This window comes from Mesorhizobium sp. GW821-FHT07A06 (assembly GCF_059419085.1).
Genome location: NZ_JBWKRC010000010.1, coordinates 140,242 through 156,843 on the forward strand (window position 1 = coordinate 140,242; position 16,602 = coordinate 156,843).

Below are 16,602 nucleotides of genomic sequence, written 5' to 3' on the forward strand. Positions count from 1 at the left end.
AAAGCATATTAGGTGCTTCGACTCGCCGGCTGCCTGCCCAGAAGAAACATCGTGATGTTGTGGACAAATCCCACGAAGGCGAGGCACCAGGCCGCGCCAGCGACGAAGATGAAGTAGCGTGGGATTGATAGTAGGAAGCCGAGATCCAGCGCCTCAGCCATCTTGAAAGTGCAGAGAGTGTACATCCCCAGCGGGAACACCGCACCCCAATAGGAAGGATCGGAGCGTAACGGAAAGCGGCGGTAGATATGCCGCCAGACTCCGAGCACCAGTAGCATCGGAATCCACCATGTTCCGGTCGCCCAGAAAAATACCGTGAAACCCTTGATGAAGGGCAGCAGCGACTGCAGAAATGGCGCCCCTTTGGTGTTTTCGACGAGCGTGGCGCCTACCAGCACTGAAATCGCCATCGCTCCCATAAGTAAGGCGGAGACAAGTCACCCGGCGAAAACGCAAAAAATGTATAGCGATAAAAGATCAGTGATATCATCCAGATATAGAACATTCCGCCCCACAGCCACATCGACAGAGCCAGAAAGTTGAGTTCGATGCGGTAGGGCTGCGCCCAATGAGCCGCAATCAACGCGCTGAGCAGGGCTACCGACTGCGTGGCGACTATCGCGAGCAGCCAAGCGCCGGTTAGACCCTCCTCCAGAGACGGTTTCTTCTGTTTAACGGTGAGCGCCACGAAGATCGCATAGGTCAGGCCCAGCCAGAGCACCAGCCCGATCAACCAGAACGCGACTGCGACAGTCAGACTTTGGGCGATAATGAGACACTGGCTACCCAAAATGCAGGATGCGGCAACGAACGTAAAGAAGCCGGGGGCGTGGCGGTGCTCGATCAGATCGCTGACGAAATCGGACGGAAACCACGCCAATCGCATCAAGGTAAGCACGGTAATAATGAAATAGATAGCGATATTCAGTACAAACATGCCGACGCCAACAGCGGGCATGCCGAGAAGGCTGAGGCCGATCGACAAAACCCCCGTTGCCATCACCATGGCAAAATAAGCCGGAGACAGGTCTCTAACACCCGCCCGAAGCTCGATTGATAGGTTGATCGCCCTTCCCAGTACCATTCCTCCCCATCGGCGCGAGAAAAATCATCGGCAAGGCCCATTTCAGGTCTTGTGCTATCCCCTCCGGCATCGCGGGCCGATCAATACGCGGCCGATAAACCTCCAAGCGCCAGCAACGGAGTAATCGCTTAACGACGTCCTTAACGTCCAGATAGCTTGATCCAAGCATCGATGCTGCGGACGCCAATTTGTGGAGGTGGGCCCATCCTCAAGGTTCCCCTGAATTCTCATATTTGGCGCTTCAGGCTTTCGGCTTGACTGAATTCTGGCGAGGTTTCTCGTCCAAATACGTTTTGATCAGCGCACGGCGCTTTTTGCGTAACTTATGACGCGATTCGAACGAGGCGTACGCCAGCACAGCCAGGAAGGCAAAGACATCCAACACCAAGATAGTGATCGTCGAGCTGTCGGTTGGCACACCTGTTCTCCTTCCTCAACTGGTTGAGGTGACGGCAAGAGTGACGGACTAGCGTTGACTTGGATCAACCAACACCAAGGATCGCCGCGACTTCGGTCAATCAGACCACGAAGTCATCGGTCTCAGGCCCGTCGGTAACGGGGTCAAACCCGCATTCGGCGGCCAGCCGGGGAGCGTCATGAATCACGACAATTTGGCCATCGACTCGAATGCCTGAGTTGCTCAGGCTGGACAACGCACGCGAAAAGGATTCTCGAGTTATTCCAAGTTCGGAGGCGATCAGCATCTTCTCAAACGGTAGGACTGCTTTGTCTGGATTGCGCTGCCTCAGTGAGAGGGCCAAGAGGTAACATCCGACACGCTGGGTCGCGGTTCTCAACTTGAGGTTCTTGATTTGACGGACCATGCGCCGAAATTGCTGCGCGAGGCTTCCGATGACGGCATGCGCCAGCAAGGGGTCCGCGTCGACGGCTGCGCGAAACGCTGCCGCATGGATCAGCAGAAACCGCGAAGGCTCCGGCACCCGCGCCTGCATGTGGATCGTCCAAATGATTGCGCGGATCCTGCCAGCACTGCCAGCGGCGGATCCGGGCTTCTGGGCATTGCTGGCCATGGCCGCCACCATGGGCGGCACGATGCGTGCACCGCTGACGGCCACTTTCTTCGCGGTCGAACTGACCGGCAACACGCATGTGCTGGTGCCGCTGATCGCGGCCTGCGCGACGGCGCACGCGGTCACAGTGCTCCTGATGAAGCGTTCGATCCTGACCGAGATGCCAGAACGGGACACCATCTGGTTCGGGAGTATCGCGTCGATCCCTTCGCCTTGACCAGGGTGCGCGAGGTCATGACCTCAGAGGTCGAGAGCGTCCCGGCGACGATGACGCTGCATGGCGCGGCGGCCTTCCTGACCGCGCCGGAAACCCGGCATCCGAGCTTTCCGGTCATCGACGAGAACGGGCATGTGCTCGGCCTTATCGATCCGCCGGCCATCCTGCGCTGGCGCCGCGCCGGCAAGCACAGGACGACCACGCTCGGCGACCTGCTTGCCGGAAGCAAGGTGACGCTTGCCTATCCCGACGAATCTGGAAGGTCTGTCGGACAAGCTGTTGGTGGCCAATGTCTCGCATCTGCCGGTCGTCACCCGCGAGAGCCAGCAACTGGTGGGCTATGTCGGCTGGAAGGATCTGATGCGCGTGCGGTCGAGGAGACAAGCCGAGGAACGCGACCGTTCGGCATTGCTGGGCTTCGGCACCCGCCGTAGAAAACAAGATGGCGCTGAACAAGACCGCGTTGGTTGAACGCGCACTAGATGGGAGTTTTCTCGAAACGCGGTCGATCTACCTCGCCAGCAATTACGCGGCTCCAATCGCGATACGGTTTTGTGGATGCTTGAGGGACTTTCAAACGGCCGACTGACCGGGTTCCCGCCGACGAATGGAGGACCTTGGAGGCCGAACGAGGAATCCGGCGCGCAAACTGTGATCTCATTCAACCAAAATATGCGCCTCTCGGGCGGCTTCGACAAAAACTTCTCGTGCAACATCGGCGGAAACGCCGCCGTTTATGGCCTGTCGGCAAGCTCTCAACGCGGACCGATGTTTTTGACTTCCTGCATCGCGCCAATTGCCTCCAAGCAAATCCACCGCTTGTTGAGCATTCAAAAGGTTGCGAATGTCTCCGCCAATGCCGGTGGTGACTGACACCGGCTTCGAAAACCACGCTTCGTACATGATGGAACCTCAGATGGATCGTACTGAACAAAACGCACGTGTCGACGAACGGTTTCGTTGAACAGCTATCACCGTTGCGTGAGTAGGTATGAACGGGGTCGCCGCGACAATTGCATTGTCTACCGAACGTGTCACGCCGATCCTGCCGGGCCCCCTGCCAAAGGGCGATCTCGGCCGTTTGCCTAATGGTGTCAACGACGGTTGCTGTTTCATTCAGATAAACGCCAGGTCAAGCATTTCGGTCTCGATTCGCCACGCGGACGTGACACCGATCACGCCGCTAAGCAACCGACGGCCTGGGATCGTCGAATCGGTTTGAATTCTCCGCGAACATCGTCTTGGCTGCCGGTTGAAGAATATTTGCTGAACTACGCTTGCCTTTCAGATCTTCGACAAGCAGCAGGATGCGGTTCCATCCGCCGGGCACTGGACGGCGACCGTCCGGCATCGGCTGCGCTCCGGAACTTGGGTTGTAGTGGTGTTTCTCGGGCCTCGGTGATGTGACAATGGCCTTTGCATTGGAGCGTGCGCTGAATCGGGGCGTTGGCGACGCAGCCGCGAACATTTGGCCGCATTTCCCGTGAACCATAGATCCGGCAGCGTCGAGTGATGATCGCCGCCGTCGAAAGCGGAACGCCTTTGCCTCCCAGAAGGCCGAGCTTGCCCACCATCGGTTCGAGGCCAGTGCGATAGCGCGTCGTCGCGATCACGATTTCGGGGCCGACCAGATTGCCATTGGCCAGGGGCAAATCCCGCACCGCAGGAAGAGCGATGACTTTGCGGACCTTCAGGGGCTCGACTGAACCGTCGTCGGTCGCAATCGCCGTGTGCACCGACGCGAAGGCGGATCGAGCAGTGCCGACCGCAAAAAACCGAGCAAAACTGATGCGCAAGCCGAAGCCAGAAACCCGCCACTGTGAGGCTCGGTCGGGGTCTTATGGATGTGATTTTGATTGCATCCATCTTTTAGAAATCCATAATATAGGGCGCATTGAATTCGGCTTTCTTGGGGAGGAAGTGTCATGCCTAAGGTTTCGGATCTCTTTTTTAAGACAGCTATCGTGTGGCTCATTCTGGGGATTGGCGCCGGCCTACAAATGGCGATCTCGGGCGACCATGGTGCCTTTCCGGCACATGCACACATCAATCTGCTCGGCTGGGTCACATCTGCAATCTTTGGCGGCTACTACGCGCTTAACCGGGCAAAGGCGGCGCGGAGAATCGCGATGGTCCACTACGGCGTGTATAACGTCGGGCTGGTAATCATGCTGCCAGCGCTTTATCTGATGCTGCAAGGCAATACGGCACTTGAGCCGGTCGTCGCTGGCGGCTCGCTGATCGTCGCAGCCGCTGTGCTGCTTTTCGCACTCGTGGTTTTCTCGAGCGGAAGCGTGCGCTCGATGTCCGAGTTATCGCCCGCAACACGCTGACTTGACCGCGGAAGTCATTGCGCCGGTGCGTCAGCAAAAGCCGTGCCCGGCAGTAGCTTTCCGACTGGATGTAAGCCTAGCGGCCCCAGCCAGCGCGCATCACGTGGGCGATGCCAGCGCATCGGCCTTGTCGGTCTTGTTGCGCTGCGCCGACATCGAGACACGCACATGTTGAGTCTCCAGGCAGATGGCCGGTCCCTATCGGTAACCGACCCCCGATATGTAATCGCGGAGAAGTTTATCTTCGCTTTCAGATTCGCCTAATAATGCTTGCAGTGCATCTCGTGTGTAAATAATGCCGATTGGCCCTTGTGCCTCATCCAGGACCGGAATGCGCTGAAGACCGCGTTCATTCATCACCGTCCACACATCAAGAAGCCCCTCATTCTCCCGACAATAGGTAACATCGCGCGTCATGATGCTGTCTATACCGGCCGTACAACCGAATCCGAGGCACTGACTGATCTGGCCAACAATATCTGTCTCTGTAACGACGCCGACCATGTTCCCTCGCTCACACACCACAACGAGGTCGGTGTGCGGCTTGGACATCATCTTGGCCGCTTCTTTAATCTGAGCCTTTGCTTCGATTACCGCGAGCCGCTCGAACGCGCGTGGCAACATCTTCTCGACCAACATCGTTCGTACTCCTGTGAAATCGCTTTGGCGTGAAAATCCGTGGGCGCTCAGGATCGTCCGTAGGGTAACAGCGCCCCGTTATCATCGGCGATCAAATCGGCATACGATAGCCGTAGAACTCATGATCCTCATTGTAACCGCCCTGACCCGCGCCGAGGTCGGCGAAATCGCGCACGAACTCGATCGCTGCGACCCATTTGACCATCTTAAAGCCCAACTCGTTTTCGCACCTGAGCCGCAAGGGCGCGCCATGTAAAACGCTAAGCGGGGCGCCGTTCATCTCGTAGGCGAGGATCGTCAGGTCATGGCTCATGTTTTCGATCTTGTGGACGTCGTAGTAGCGACCACCATCGGCACCATCGGCCAGCGAGTAGAACACGGCGTAGAGGGCCGCTGGTGTCGGCTTCACCAGGTCCAGAATATCGCGCATGGGCATGCCACCCCATTCGGCAACGCCGGACCAACCCTGGATGCAGAAATGCGTAGTGATCTGTTCCTGCTTTCGCATTGCCCTTAGATCGGCCAGGGAGAAGTCGCGGGGTGCTTCGACGAGGCCGCCGACGTGGAGTCGGTAGCTGGCGAAATTCTCGGCCACGAGATCGTCGAATTCCTTGGAATTCGGCATCGTGCCGTTCGGCCAAAAATAGGGCGAGATATCCTTCTTCGTCAGTTGCGAGCGCGGATCCCAGCCTTCCGCCAGCCCCATCAGCCAGCCGATCATGAACGCGCCGGTGCGCTGCACCAATCGGGCGTGGCTGATGGTGAAGGGTGAGACGACTAGCCATGCTGCGAGGAGGATGGCCATCGCCACGAGGAACAGGGGGAAACCCGTCCATGAAGCGTCGTCGATGCCGGCGAACATATGGTTGGTATTCTGCCGGATGCCGGTGACGAAGACCATCGCGCCATGCGCCAGGATGAAGCCGACGAACCAGCCGAACGAGATGAAATGAACCGATCGCATGGCCTGCCGGTTGAATAATCGGCCAAACCATCCTGCCGCATTGGAAATCGCGGGGCTCTGCATCAGCCCTGTGACGATCGAGACAGGCGCAGCGATGAACACGGTGACGAAGTAGCTGAGTTGCTGGAGGCCGTTGTAGCGGGTCCAGCCCTCATCAACCGGGAAGTTCAGCGAGGCATACTGGATCGCCGTCGAGAGCGCGGCCGGGAAAACTTCCCAAGTCATGGGCACCAGCCTGCGCCACTGATCGGTTGAAAAGAGTAGAACGTAGAAGGCTACTCCGTTGATCAGCCATAAGAGATTGATTGAGAAATGCCACCAGCGCGATAGGCCGAGCGTGTGCCGGAGCCCAGGAATGCCAAGCCATGTCGGCAGCGTGACGGAATCATCCTTCGCCGTCCAGACGCGGTCCTTCGGCACCGGCACCTGGAAACGAAACCAATCGGTTCCCGGCGTGCAGTCTCGCCCCCAATACAGTCGTGGATGGTCGGCCAGGATTTGCAGGCCGGACCGCATGATGAACAACATGAAGAACATGTTCAGGAAATGCTGTAGCTGCAGCCACCAAGGGAAACCGGAGTCCACCAATGGTGTCGATTGAGCGATGCCGGGGTGGTTCTGGATGAACGCCTTAACCTCGGGAAGCTCGCGAAGGCTTTGCGCGAGCGCGATCAGGCATAGCAGCACCGCCGCTCCGATGGGGAGCGCCCATAGTGTATTGATCCACTTTCGCCCGATCCGTATGCGTGGAAAAATTCCTTGCTGTGGCGGCATCCAGTGATCGAGTCGGATGCGATCATCTGCATCGCTGAGCTTGGCGCGGAGCGGTTCGGACGAAGGAGGCTGCGAGTTGGTGGGCATAAGTCAACTACCTTCTTTCGATCGATCGGCGTTTGGCGAAAGCGTCAGCCGCGAAGTCTGGTGAGCGCCGAACCCCTGTGAAAGGCGATGTGCTCGGTCTTGCTGCTTTTGATTTCGTATTGCGGTGCTTCCGCACTTGCATGGTGCGTGTAGCCATGCACCTCGAAGTCGCGCGTGTGCAAACGGACGATCGTGCCGCTGACGCGCCCGGCTTCCGAATTCCAGCTCACGTGATCGCCGACTTTGAATCTATCCGCCATGAAGCTCGACCAGGGGTAACGTGGGTTCTCGCGGAACCTCGACGCCGTTTCGCACCTGGATGGCGCGGTTGCTCGGCGAGGATCTATAACTCAACCGTCGCGCTCGAATTCGGTTCCGGTGAATCGCTTCCCGATGGAGGCCTTTTCGATCTGGAGGATAAACCGGCTACGATCCGCACCGAGGGGCCGGTCGCCATGCGCCGCCAGATTGGAATCGAGACGAGTACCTTCTTCACCATAGGCCATTCCACGCGTACGATCGTCGAGTTCGGCGAACTGCTTGCGGAGTCTCGTGTCGATTTGGTTGTCGATGTGCGCTCGATGCCGCGTTCGCGCACCAATCCGCAGTTCAACGGCGAAAGCCTTCCGGGAGCGTTGGCGCCGTGGCGGATCGGCTATGAGCATATCGCTGCGCTTGGCGGCTTGCGGGGGAGGGCGCGTGGGGCGGAACCTTCCCCCAATAGCTATTGGCGCGTACGTGGTTTTCGCAACTACGCAGACTATGCGCTGACCGAGCCGTTCGCCGAAGGCTTGGCGCAACTGCGAGAGCTCGGCAGCCGGCATCGCTGCGCAATCATGTGCGCGGAAGCCGTCTGGTGGCGCTGCCACCGCCGAATCATTGCCGATTACCTGCTCGCAGAAGGCGAACGCGTCATGCATATCCTTGGGGCCGATCATGTCGAGGAGGCCAGCCTGACGCCAAGTGCTGTCGTGCGCGATGATGGAACGATTGTTTATTCCGGGGAGCATCTCCTCGGGAAATAGGTATCGATCACCGCCAGCGGCAAGCCGATTCAGTTTCCTTTGGTTGCCCCGAGCGCATGGTCGACGATCGTCTGTGCCTCGGAGAGGATGGCGCGCAGATGGTCCTGTCCGCGAAAACTCTCAGCGTAGATCTTGTAGATATCCTCGGTGCCTGACGGGCGCGCGGCGAACCAGCCGTTTTCCGTGGCCACCTTGACGCCGCCGATTTCGGCATTGTTGCCCGGCGCCCGGCTAAGCACCGACTTGATCGGTTCGCCAGCCAGGGTCTTCGACGTGATCTCATGCGGTGAAAGCTTCGACAGTTTCTCCTTTTGTGCTGGGGTTGCGGTAGCCTGGAGCCGGTCGGCGACGGGTTCACCCAACTCCTTCGTCAGGTCGCGATAGACCTCGCCGGGATCGCGACCCATCCTTGCCATGATCTCGGCCGACAGCAACGCCGGAACGATGCCGTCCTTGTCGGTCGTCCAGACGGCGCCGTTGCGGCGCATGAACGTCGCTCCAGCACTTTCCTCGCCGCAAAACCCCAGGGAACCGTCTTGAAGGCCCTCGGCGAACCATTTGAACCCGACCGGCACTTCATACAGTCTGCGCTTCAACCTCGCGCTGACGCGATCGATCATCTGGCTGCTCACCACCGTTTTTCCAACTGCGGCGTCCTTGCGCCATTCAGGGCGATGCTGGAACAGGTAGTCTATCGCAACCGACAAGTAATGATTGGGCGGCAGCAGTCCGGCACTGCGCGTGACGATGCCGTGCCGGTCGTGATCGGTGTCGCATGCAAAGGCGATGTCGAATTTGTCTTTCAGGCCGATCAAGCCATGCATGGCGTAGGATGAAGACGGGTCCATACGAATCTGGCCATCCCAATCGACCGTCATGAAACGAAAGGTAGGATCAATCTGCCGATTGACGGTGGTCAAATCGAGCTTGTAGCGGTCGGCAATGGCGGGCCAGTAGTGGACTCCCGCGCCGCCGAGCGGGTCGACGCCCATGCGGATATGCGCTCCGCGAATGGCATCCATGTCGATGACATCGCAGAGATCGTTCACGTAAGTGTTCAAGAAGTCGTGGGAATGGACTGTAGGCGCGTGGAGGGCCTTCTCGAACGGCATCCGCCGCACACCTTTCAGGCCGTTGCCAAGCAGATCATTGGCCTGTTTTTCGATCCAGCCGGTGACATCGGTGTCCGCCGGCCCGCCATTGGGCGGGTTGTACTTGAAGCCTCCGTCGCGGGGTGGATTGTGCGACGGCGTGATGACGATGCCATCGGCAAGCCCGGTCTTGCGGCCGTTGTTGTAGTTGAGGATTGCGTGGGAGATGGCCGGGGTGGGCGTATAGTCGCTACCGGTCGCCATCATCACCTCCGCTCCGTTCGCGGCCAGCACCTCAAGTGCGCTTACAAAGGCTGGCTCCGACAGCGCATGTGTATCGATGCCGACGAATATGGGACCGTCGATTGTCAGTCGCTTGCGGTAGAGGCAAATGGCCTGGCTGATTGCCAGCACATGCGCTTCGTTGAACGTGTTCTCAAACGCCGTGCCGCGATGCCCGGATGTCCCGAACGCCACCCGCTGCAAGGGGTTGGCAGGGTCGGGTGCCTGGCTGTAATAGGCGGTGACGAGCTTGGCGACGTTGACGAGCAGGTCTGCCGGGGCCGGCTTTCCGGCCAATGCACTGATTTTCATGGTCATACTCGTCGCCTCATTCGGTTCGGGCAATCCCGACCTGTTTGGTTGACGGGCGGCCCGCAATTTGCGCCTTGGCAGCCGCAACGACGTGTGCCGGTTCGAATCCGAAGTGTTGTGCGACGACCTTCGATGGAGCGGAAAGGCCGAAACTATGCAACGCGAGAATGGTGCCGTCGAAGCCCGTATAACGCTCCCATCCGAAACCGGACGCTTCCTCCACTGCCACGCGGGCGGTTATCGTTGGCGGCAGGACGGTGTCGCGATACTCCTTTGGTTGGCTTTCGAACAATTCCCATGACGGCATGCTGACGACGCGTGCGTTGATGCCCTCCACTTTTAGCTGTTCATAGGCGGTCACGCACAGCGCGACCTCACTGCCGGTCGCCAGCAGCAGGACGTCGGGTCTGCCGTTGGGAGCGTCGGCCAGTACATAGGCGCCCTGCGCCACGCCGCTTGCGCTTGCGTAGGTCGAGCGATCGAGCGTCGGCACCGCCTGTCGCGTCAGCACGAGGCTGACAGGCCTGTCCTTGAGATGAATGATGACCTTCCATGCCTCCATGACCTCATTCGCATCTGCCGGCCGTAGCATGACCATGCCGGGCATGGCGCGGAACGAGGCAAGTTGCTCGATGGGCTGGTGCGTTGGCCCGTCCTCGCCGAGGCTGATGGAATCATGGGTCCAGATGGAGATGAGCGGGAGTTCCATCATCGAACTCAGCCTCAGCGCCGCGCGGCAGTAGTCGGTGAAGATCAGGAAGCTGGAGACGAACGGCCGCAGCTTCGACAGGCTCATGCCGTTGCCGATGGCACACATGGCATGTTCGCGCAGGCCAAAGTGGAAATTCCGTCCGCGGTAGCTGACCGCCTGTTCACCCTCGGGGGCTTGAAAGTCGCCGGCAAAGTCAAAATCGAGGTTCGTCTTGGTTGACGGCGACAGGTCCGCCGCGCCACCCAGCAGCCATGGCAAATGTTCCGCAATAGCGTTCAACACCTGGCCGGACGAGTCGCGCGTCGCGAGGCCTTTCGCATCGGCTGAGAAGGCGGGCAACTTGGCATCCCACCCGGAGGGAGCCTCGCGTCGCTGCATCTGGTCGATCTGTTTGGCCAGGTCGGGATATTGCATCCGGTAAGCGGAAAACAATTTCCGCCAGGCGGCATGAGCGGCGTCCCCACGCTTGCCCATATGTGCGCGGAAATGCGCCACGACCCCTTCCGGAACCTTGAAATCGGCGTCCGGATCCCAGCCGTAGAATTCCTTAGTCAGCCGAACTTCTTCGGCGCCCAGTGGCTCGCCGTGGGCTTTGTTTGTGTCGTGCTTGTGCGGCGCGCCATAACCGATATGGCTTTGAACGATGATCAACGTGGGGCGGTCATGCGTATCGATGAACGTCTGATAAGCCTTGTCCAGCAACATCAGATCGTTTGCATCGCTTACCCGCTCGACATGCCATCCGTGCGCGAGGAAGCGGGTTGCCACGTCTTCGGTGAATGTCAGGCCAGTAGGCCCCTCGATGGTGATGTGATTGTCGTCATAAATCCAGCAGAGGTTCGACAATCTGAGGTGTCCGGCCAGCGATGCCGCCTCGTTGCTGAGCCCTTCCATCATGTCGCCGTCACTGCACAGCGCATAGACGTTGTGCGAGAACAGATCATAGTCGGGTCGATTGTAAGTGGCCGCCAGCCACCGTTCCGCAATTGCCATTCCGACGCTTGTTGCCGCACCTTGTCCGAGTGGCCCCGTGGTGGTTTCCACCCCCGACGTCCAGCCATATTCTGGATGCCCCGTGCAGTGGCTGCCTGCCTGACGAAAACTCTTGAGATCGTCCAGCGTCACGGCAAGCCGGTCGCCCGATGGATAGCTCGCGCCCTTTGCCTTGACGCCGCACAGGTGAAGCAGGCTGTAGAGCAGGGCGCAGGCATGGCCGGCCGACAGCACGAAGCGGTCGCGGTTCGGCCAATCGGGGTCGGCAGGGTCGTAGCGAAGGAAGCGTTGCCACAGGCAATAGGCCATCGGCGCGGCATCCAGCGGCGTTCCGGGATGACCGGATTTTGCTTTCTGGACCGCATCGATTGAAAGCATTCGCAGCGTGTTGATGCTGAGCTGGTCGAGTGGCACCTGTTTCATGGGGATCCTTTGATCGGATGTAGGCAACCCGATCGTCCAAGTGCTGGCTGGGTTGCGCCGCAGTATGTTGGTCGGGGCCGCAGGGGCGGCCGGGCTTAGCGCCCTTTACTTCTTTCGTTTTCGGAACCGGCGATAGCGCTCGATCAAAGCGTTGGTCGAGCTGTCATGTTGGAGATTTGGGGCCTGGGAGGTTTCCAGTTCAGGGGTTGTTTTCTCGGCCAGGGCCTTGCCCAGCTCAACGCCCCATTGGTCAAAAGAGTCGATGTTCCAGATGACGCCTTGCGTGAAGACGCTGTGCTCGTAGAGCGCGACCAGGCTGCCCAGCGTCCTTGGGTTCAGGCGCTCGGCAAGCAAGGTATTGGTGGGGCGGTTGCCTTCGAAGGTGCGGTGCGGAACCAGCCAGTCCGGGGTCCCTTCGGCCCTGACCTCCTCTTCCGTCTTGCCGAAGGCCAGAGCCTCGGTCTGTGCGAACAGATTTGCCATCAGGAGATCGTGGTGGCGTCCAAGCGGGTTCAATGCCCGACAAAACCCAATGAAGTCGCATGGAACCAGTTTGGTGCCCTGGTGAATGAGTTGGTAGAAGGAATGCTGCCCGTTGGTGCCAGGTTCGCCCCAATAAATCGGCCCTGTCTGGTAATCGACTTTCGTGCCGTCAAGCGTGACGTGCTTGCCATTGCTTTCCATCGTCAGCTGCTGGAGGTAGGCGGGAAAACGCTTCAGATATTGCTCGTAGGGCAGCACCGCGACCGTCTGCGCTTCGAAGAAATTGGTGTACCAAACCGCGAGCAGGCCCATCAGGACCGGCAGGTTCTGATCGAACGGCGCGGTGCGGACGTGCTGGTCCATGTCGTGGAAACCCGACAGCATCGCGTGGAAATTCTCCGCGCCGATGGCGAGCATGGTGGACAGGCCAATGGCTGAATCCATGGAATAGCGGCCGCCGTCCCAATCCCACATGCCAAACATCTGATTGGTGTCGATGCCGAATTCAGCGACCCCTTCGGTATTGGTCGAGACGGCGACGAAATGCCGGGCCACCGCCTGCTCGTCGCCCAACTTTCGCAGGACCCATTCCCGTGCGGTGTGGGCGTTGGTCAGCGTTTCCAACGTCCTGAACGTCTTCGAGCAGATGATGAACAGCGTTTCTTCAGGATTCAAATCCCGCGTCGCCTCCACGAAGTCGGTACCGTCGACGTTCGAGATGAAGCGGAAAATCATGTCGCGCCGGCTGTAGTGGCGCAGCGCTTCATAGGCCATGACCGGCCCGAGGTCCGAGCCGCCGATGCCGATATTGATGATGTTGCGTATCGGCCGGCCTGAATGGCCGCGCCAGGCGCCTCTGTGAATCTTGTCCGTGAAGTCGGCCATCTTGCCGAGCACCGCGTGTACTTCCGGCACGACGTCGATACCGTCGACTAAAATTCGCTCGCCAATAGGCGCGCGCAGGGCCGTATGAAGCACCGCGCGCCGCTCCGTCACATTGATCTTCTGACCGCTGAACATCGCTTCGAGGCGCTCACGCAACCCGCAGGCCTCGGCAAGTTGAATGAGTAGCTGGACCGTCTCGGCCGTGATGCGGTTTTTCGAATAGTCGAGATAAAGTCCGCAGGCTTCGATGGCGAAACGCTTGCCACGCTGGGGATCATCGGCGAAGAGCTGTCGCAGATGCAAAGGGCGCACTTCCTGGCAATGGGCCAGCAACGCCTGCCGTACTGGAAGTTCCGAGAGCGGCAATGTCCTGGTCGCAAGCAGCGCGCTCATCATCCGCCGACCGAGACGGGGCTATGCAACTGCTCGCTCTTCGACGCAATCACCGCCATCAGATCGGCCCATGATTTGGTGAAGGATTGGGCGCCTTCCAACTGGAGATCCGCGGCAAGCGCTTGAATGTCGACGCCGGCTTTTGCGAAGTCGGCAAGCATGGTTTCGCTGTTGCCACCGTCCTCCCGCATGACGCCGTTCACCGCCCCATCTTTCGAATATGCAAGGAGCGTTTTCTCCGGAATGGTGTTGATGGTGTCCGGCGCGGCGAGCGCTTCGATGTAATAGGATTGCGGAAGCTGCGGATCCTTGGTGCCGGTGCTCGCCCATAGCAGACGCTGGGAAAGTGCGCCGGCATTGGCGAGCTTCCGCCATCCGGTAGAGGCAAGCCGCTCCCGGTAGGCTTTATAGACTTGCCCGGATATGGCGATGCCGAGACGGTTCCGCAGCATAGGGCTAACCTTATCCATGACCGCCTTGTCCCAGCGGCTGACGAAGATCGAGGCGACAGAGGCGATCTTCGGGTCGAGCCCGGCATCGATCCGGCGCTGAATGCCTCGGCAATACGCCTCGGCCGCCGCCACATACTGCTGGCACGAAAACAACAGGGTGACATTCACCGGGACGCCGGCGAAGATCGATTCTTCGATCGCTTCAACGCCCGCGGACGTACCAGGAATCTTGATGAACAGGTTGGAACACTGCGCCTGCGTGTGCAGCCGCTTGGCGGCTTCGACGGTAGCGCCGGCATCATTGGCCAGCAAAGGCGACACCTCCAGGGAAACCCAGCCATCGATACCGCCCGTCGCTTCATGGACCGGCCTGAACAGTGCTGCGGCCTGTGTCAGGTCTTCGAGTGCCAATTCGAAGAACAGCTGCTCACCCGCTTTCCCTTCTCTGGCTTTTCGATGGAGGGCCTCGTCGTAAGCTGTGCTGTTTCTGATAGCCTCATCGAAAATCGTAGGGTTCGACGTCAATCCTGTCACCGAAAAGTCGGTGCAATAGCGTTTAAGAGTGCCGCTGCTCAGCAGATCGCGGGTGATGTTGTCCAACCAGAGGCTCTGGCCGAGTTCATGCAATCGGGTTGTTGCGTTCATGGCGACCTCGCTGGTGGGCGAGAAAGTGATTCACCTCGCCAGTCTCATAATCGGTGCGCAGCTCACTCTACCAATATGCGCGCTTCCCGAGCTGCGTCGATGAAGGCGTCTCTCGCGACGTCAGCCGAAACACTGCCGTTCAAGGCCTGCTGGCATGCCCGTTTCGCGGATCGGTGCTTATCGCTACCTCCGTCACGCCAATGCTCGTTAAGCAGGTCAAAAGCTTGTCGAGCGTTGGTCAGGTTTCGGATGTCGCCGCTTATGCCGGTGGCAACGGATATTGGCTTGGAAAACCACGCATCATACATGGGGCGACCCGCCTCGAACTTGCTGAACTCTCACAACGCGGCTCGCCGCATGAAGTTTCATAGTCAGGCATCACCCTTGCGTGAATAGCAGCGGCGCGCGTGACAGCGGTTGCGCCGGAAAAGGCAGCAAGTAGGCGCTGTCCAGTAGAGCCGAGCAAATGCACTCATTTTCTTGCGACTCTGATCGGGAAGGAGTCAGCTGCGGAAGACAACGCAGTGTGTTAATTGATGGAAGCGCCGAGCAATGTTGAGGGCCAGATTGCCGTCGAGGTGATATTCCCGCGACTGACTGTCTGTTGCCTTCCAGATGCAAACGGCGAACGCTGCCGCACTTACCGTGGGTCCCGAACGTCCTTAGGCGCAGTTGGCCGCGCAGCGCTGAACTTCGGCCGTCGCGGTGCATGCAATGGCCGATTGCGAAAAACCGAGTGCATAGGAAAGGAGCCACCCATGTCCCAAGCACCGAACCAAGAGAGACGCCACCAAAAGTCTATATGCGGTCCCGCCTGCTCGGAACCATTCAAAGATATCAAGTTCACGAGTAAGGCGGCCAAGGGTGAGCCTGCCGAGGGAGACAGCTCGGTGGAAATCTCTGCGACAATGGCAGATGGTATTGTCAGGTTTGTCGAGGAGGTGAGAAGACCCGACCGATGGGTCCGTATACAAAACACCATGCCGAACAGATCCAGGATGCGCGCTCGAAGTTGATAGCGAAAATGGGGTCCGCTAGGCTGATCTTCGAGGCGATACGGAAAGGTTAGGGCCGCCAACTTTTCGCACGTCGCTGCAAGCAAGCGCAAAGCCTAGCCGGACTTAATGATGATTGAAGACCTTTTTATCCGCAACAAAATGTGGTCAGACGAACGTAAAGCCGAAAGGGTTGATTATTTTCAACGTCTTTCGAGATTGCAAAACCCCAAATATCTCTGGATCGGCTGCTCTGATAGTCGCGTACCAGCTAATGTCATTGCCGGGTTGGAACCCGGCGAGGTTTTTGTGCATCGCAACGTCGCCAACCTCATCCATCCAACCGATCTGAATATGCTCTCAGTCGTCGAATATGCTGTAAATCAACTCGGCGTGCGGCACATCATCGTTTGCGGGCATTATGGCTGCGGTGGCATCCGTGCCGCTGTAAGCGGCCAACGTCTGGGGCTCATCGATCATTGGCTGCAGCCAATCAGAGATGTTGCCGAGGCCGAATTCGAATGCCGGGAGTCGGGTACTTGGAGCGACACGGATCTTGACCGGCTCTGCGAGTGCTCAGTCGCGTCCCAAGTGAAACGTCTTGCGCGCACGCCGATCCTGCATGCGGCATGGAGGTCAAATAAGAACGTATCGATCCATGGTTGGATATATGGATTGAAGGACGGTTTGCTCTATGACCTGAACTGTACCATAACCCGCAACCAGGATATCTGAATTCGTTAAGCTAGGGCACGTACCGTTTCCGGGCCGCGATCTTAGCA

Annotated in this window: 15 protein-coding genes and 3 pseudogenes; 4 read left to right on the forward strand and 14 right to left on the reverse strand. The window is 58.8% G+C overall.

The window, feature by feature from the left end:
- Window positions 1-8: 8 nt before the first annotated feature.
- The 3 genes and pseudogenes from AC07SZ_RS26680 to AC07SZ_RS26690 all read right to left on the reverse strand — a co-directional run bounded on the left by AC07SZ_RS26680 (window position 9) and on the right by AC07SZ_RS26690 (window position 2,037).
- Window positions 9-1,084, reverse strand: a pseudogene (locus tag AC07SZ_RS26680) (tellurite resistance/C4-dicarboxylate transporter family protein).
- Between the two features lie 241 nt (window positions 1,085-1,325).
- A complete protein-coding gene (locus AC07SZ_RS26685) occupies window positions 1,326-1,502 on the reverse strand; it encodes a hypothetical protein (RefSeq protein WP_020629193.1) in 177 nt (58 codons plus the stop codon).
- A gap of 100 nt (window positions 1,503-1,602) precedes the next feature.
- A complete protein-coding gene (locus AC07SZ_RS26690; protein WP_020629192.1) occupies window positions 1,603-2,037 on the reverse strand; it encodes a helix-turn-helix domain-containing protein in 435 nt (144 codons plus the stop codon).
- Window positions 2,038-2,050: 13 nt separating this feature from the next.
- Here AC07SZ_RS26690 and AC07SZ_RS26695 point away from each other — a divergent pair.
- Window positions 2,051-2,803, forward strand: a pseudogene (locus tag AC07SZ_RS26695) (CBS domain-containing protein); the annotation flags it as partial.
- Window positions 2,804-2,989: 186 nt separating this feature from the next.
- Here the strand turns inward: AC07SZ_RS26695 and AC07SZ_RS26700 are convergent.
- Together AC07SZ_RS26700 and AC07SZ_RS26705 are read right to left on the reverse strand one after the other, a co-directional pair.
- Window positions 2,990-3,235 carry a DUF982 domain-containing protein gene (locus AC07SZ_RS26700; RefSeq protein WP_080643898.1) on the reverse strand — a complete coding sequence of 82 codons (246 nt, stop codon included), beginning with the start codon at window positions 3,233-3,235 and terminating at the stop codon, window positions 2,990-2,992.
- 368 nt (window positions 3,236-3,603) lie between these two features.
- The gene (locus tag AC07SZ_RS26705; RefSeq protein WP_032920936.1) at window positions 3,604-4,128 is read right to left on the reverse strand and encodes a hypothetical protein; all 525 of its coding nucleotides are present in this window, start codon (window positions 4,126-4,128) and stop codon (window positions 3,604-3,606) included.
- A 129-nt stretch (window positions 4,129-4,257) separates the two neighbouring features.
- Here AC07SZ_RS26705 and AC07SZ_RS26710 point away from each other — a divergent pair, with 129 nt between their 5' ends.
- The gene (locus AC07SZ_RS26710) at window positions 4,258-4,665 is read left to right on the forward strand and encodes a hypothetical protein (protein WP_494916546.1); all 408 of its coding nucleotides are present in this window, start codon (window positions 4,258-4,260) and stop codon (window positions 4,663-4,665) included.
- Window positions 4,666-4,744: 79 nt separating this feature from the next.
- Here the strand turns inward: AC07SZ_RS26710 and AC07SZ_RS26715 are convergent.
- From AC07SZ_RS26715 to AC07SZ_RS26730, 4 genes and pseudogenes are all read right to left on the reverse strand, one after another.
- Window positions 4,745-4,860: pseudogene (locus AC07SZ_RS26715) on the reverse strand (IS110 family transposase); the annotation flags it as partial.
- Window positions 4,861-4,863: 3 nt separating this feature from the next.
- Window positions 4,864-5,304 carry a CBS domain-containing protein gene (locus AC07SZ_RS26720; RefSeq protein WP_019863782.1) on the reverse strand — a complete coding sequence of 147 codons (441 nt, stop codon included), beginning with the start codon at window positions 5,302-5,304 and terminating at the stop codon, window positions 4,864-4,866.
- 91 nt (window positions 5,305-5,395) lie between these two features.
- Window positions 5,396-7,129, reverse strand: a complete 1,734-nt coding sequence (locus AC07SZ_RS26725) for a molybdopterin-dependent oxidoreductase (RefSeq protein ID WP_019863781.1) — start codon at window positions 7,127-7,129, stop codon at window positions 5,396-5,398.
- 44 nt (window positions 7,130-7,173) lie between these two features.
- Window positions 7,174-7,389 carry a hypervirulence associated TUDOR domain-containing protein gene (locus tag AC07SZ_RS26730; protein WP_019863780.1) on the reverse strand — a complete coding sequence of 72 codons (216 nt, stop codon included), beginning with the start codon at window positions 7,387-7,389 and terminating at the stop codon, window positions 7,174-7,176.
- 195 nt (window positions 7,390-7,584) lie between these two features.
- Between AC07SZ_RS26730 and AC07SZ_RS26735 the strand changes: the two genes are divergently transcribed.
- A complete protein-coding gene (locus AC07SZ_RS26735) occupies window positions 7,585-8,154 on the forward strand; it encodes a DUF488 domain-containing protein (protein WP_494916548.1) in 570 nt (189 codons plus the stop codon).
- Between the two features lie 29 nt (window positions 8,155-8,183).
- On the opposite strand, the gene pgm is transcribed toward AC07SZ_RS26735, so the two are convergent.
- From pgm to AC07SZ_RS26760, 5 genes are all read right to left on the reverse strand, one after another.
- Window positions 8,184-9,845, reverse strand: coding sequence for a phosphoglucomutase (alpha-D-glucose-1,6-bisphosphate-dependent) (gene pgm, locus AC07SZ_RS26740; RefSeq protein ID WP_019863777.1), 1,662 nt, complete (start codon window positions 9,843-9,845; stop codon window positions 8,184-8,186).
- 10 nt (window positions 9,846-9,855) lie between these two features.
- Window positions 9,856-11,967 carry a transketolase gene (gene tkt / locus AC07SZ_RS26745; protein ID WP_019863776.1) on the reverse strand — a complete coding sequence of 704 codons (2,112 nt, stop codon included), beginning with the start codon at window positions 11,965-11,967 and terminating at the stop codon, window positions 9,856-9,858.
- Between the two features lie 105 nt (window positions 11,968-12,072).
- Complete coding sequence (gene pgi, locus AC07SZ_RS26750; RefSeq protein ID WP_019863775.1) at window positions 12,073-13,728, reverse strand: glucose-6-phosphate isomerase; 1,656 nt, start codon at window positions 13,726-13,728, stop codon at window positions 12,073-12,075.
- Entirely contained in the window at window positions 13,728-14,825 is a 1,098-nt protein-coding gene (gene tal / locus AC07SZ_RS26755; RefSeq protein WP_019863774.1) for a transaldolase, read from the reverse strand. Before tal ends, pgi begins: the two co-directional genes overlap by 1 nt.
- Window positions 14,826-14,887: 62 nt before the next feature.
- Entirely contained in the window at window positions 14,888-15,133 is a 246-nt protein-coding gene (locus AC07SZ_RS26760; protein WP_019863773.1) for a DUF982 domain-containing protein, read from the reverse strand.
- An 819-nt stretch (window positions 15,134-15,952) separates the two neighbouring features.
- On the opposite strand from AC07SZ_RS26760, the gene AC07SZ_RS26765 reads away from it, so the two are divergent.
- On the forward strand, window positions 15,953-16,555 hold the full coding sequence (locus AC07SZ_RS26765; protein WP_080644025.1) for a carbonic anhydrase: 603 nt from the start codon (window positions 15,953-15,955) through the stop codon (window positions 16,553-16,555).
- Window positions 16,556-16,602: the final 47 nt, after the last annotated feature.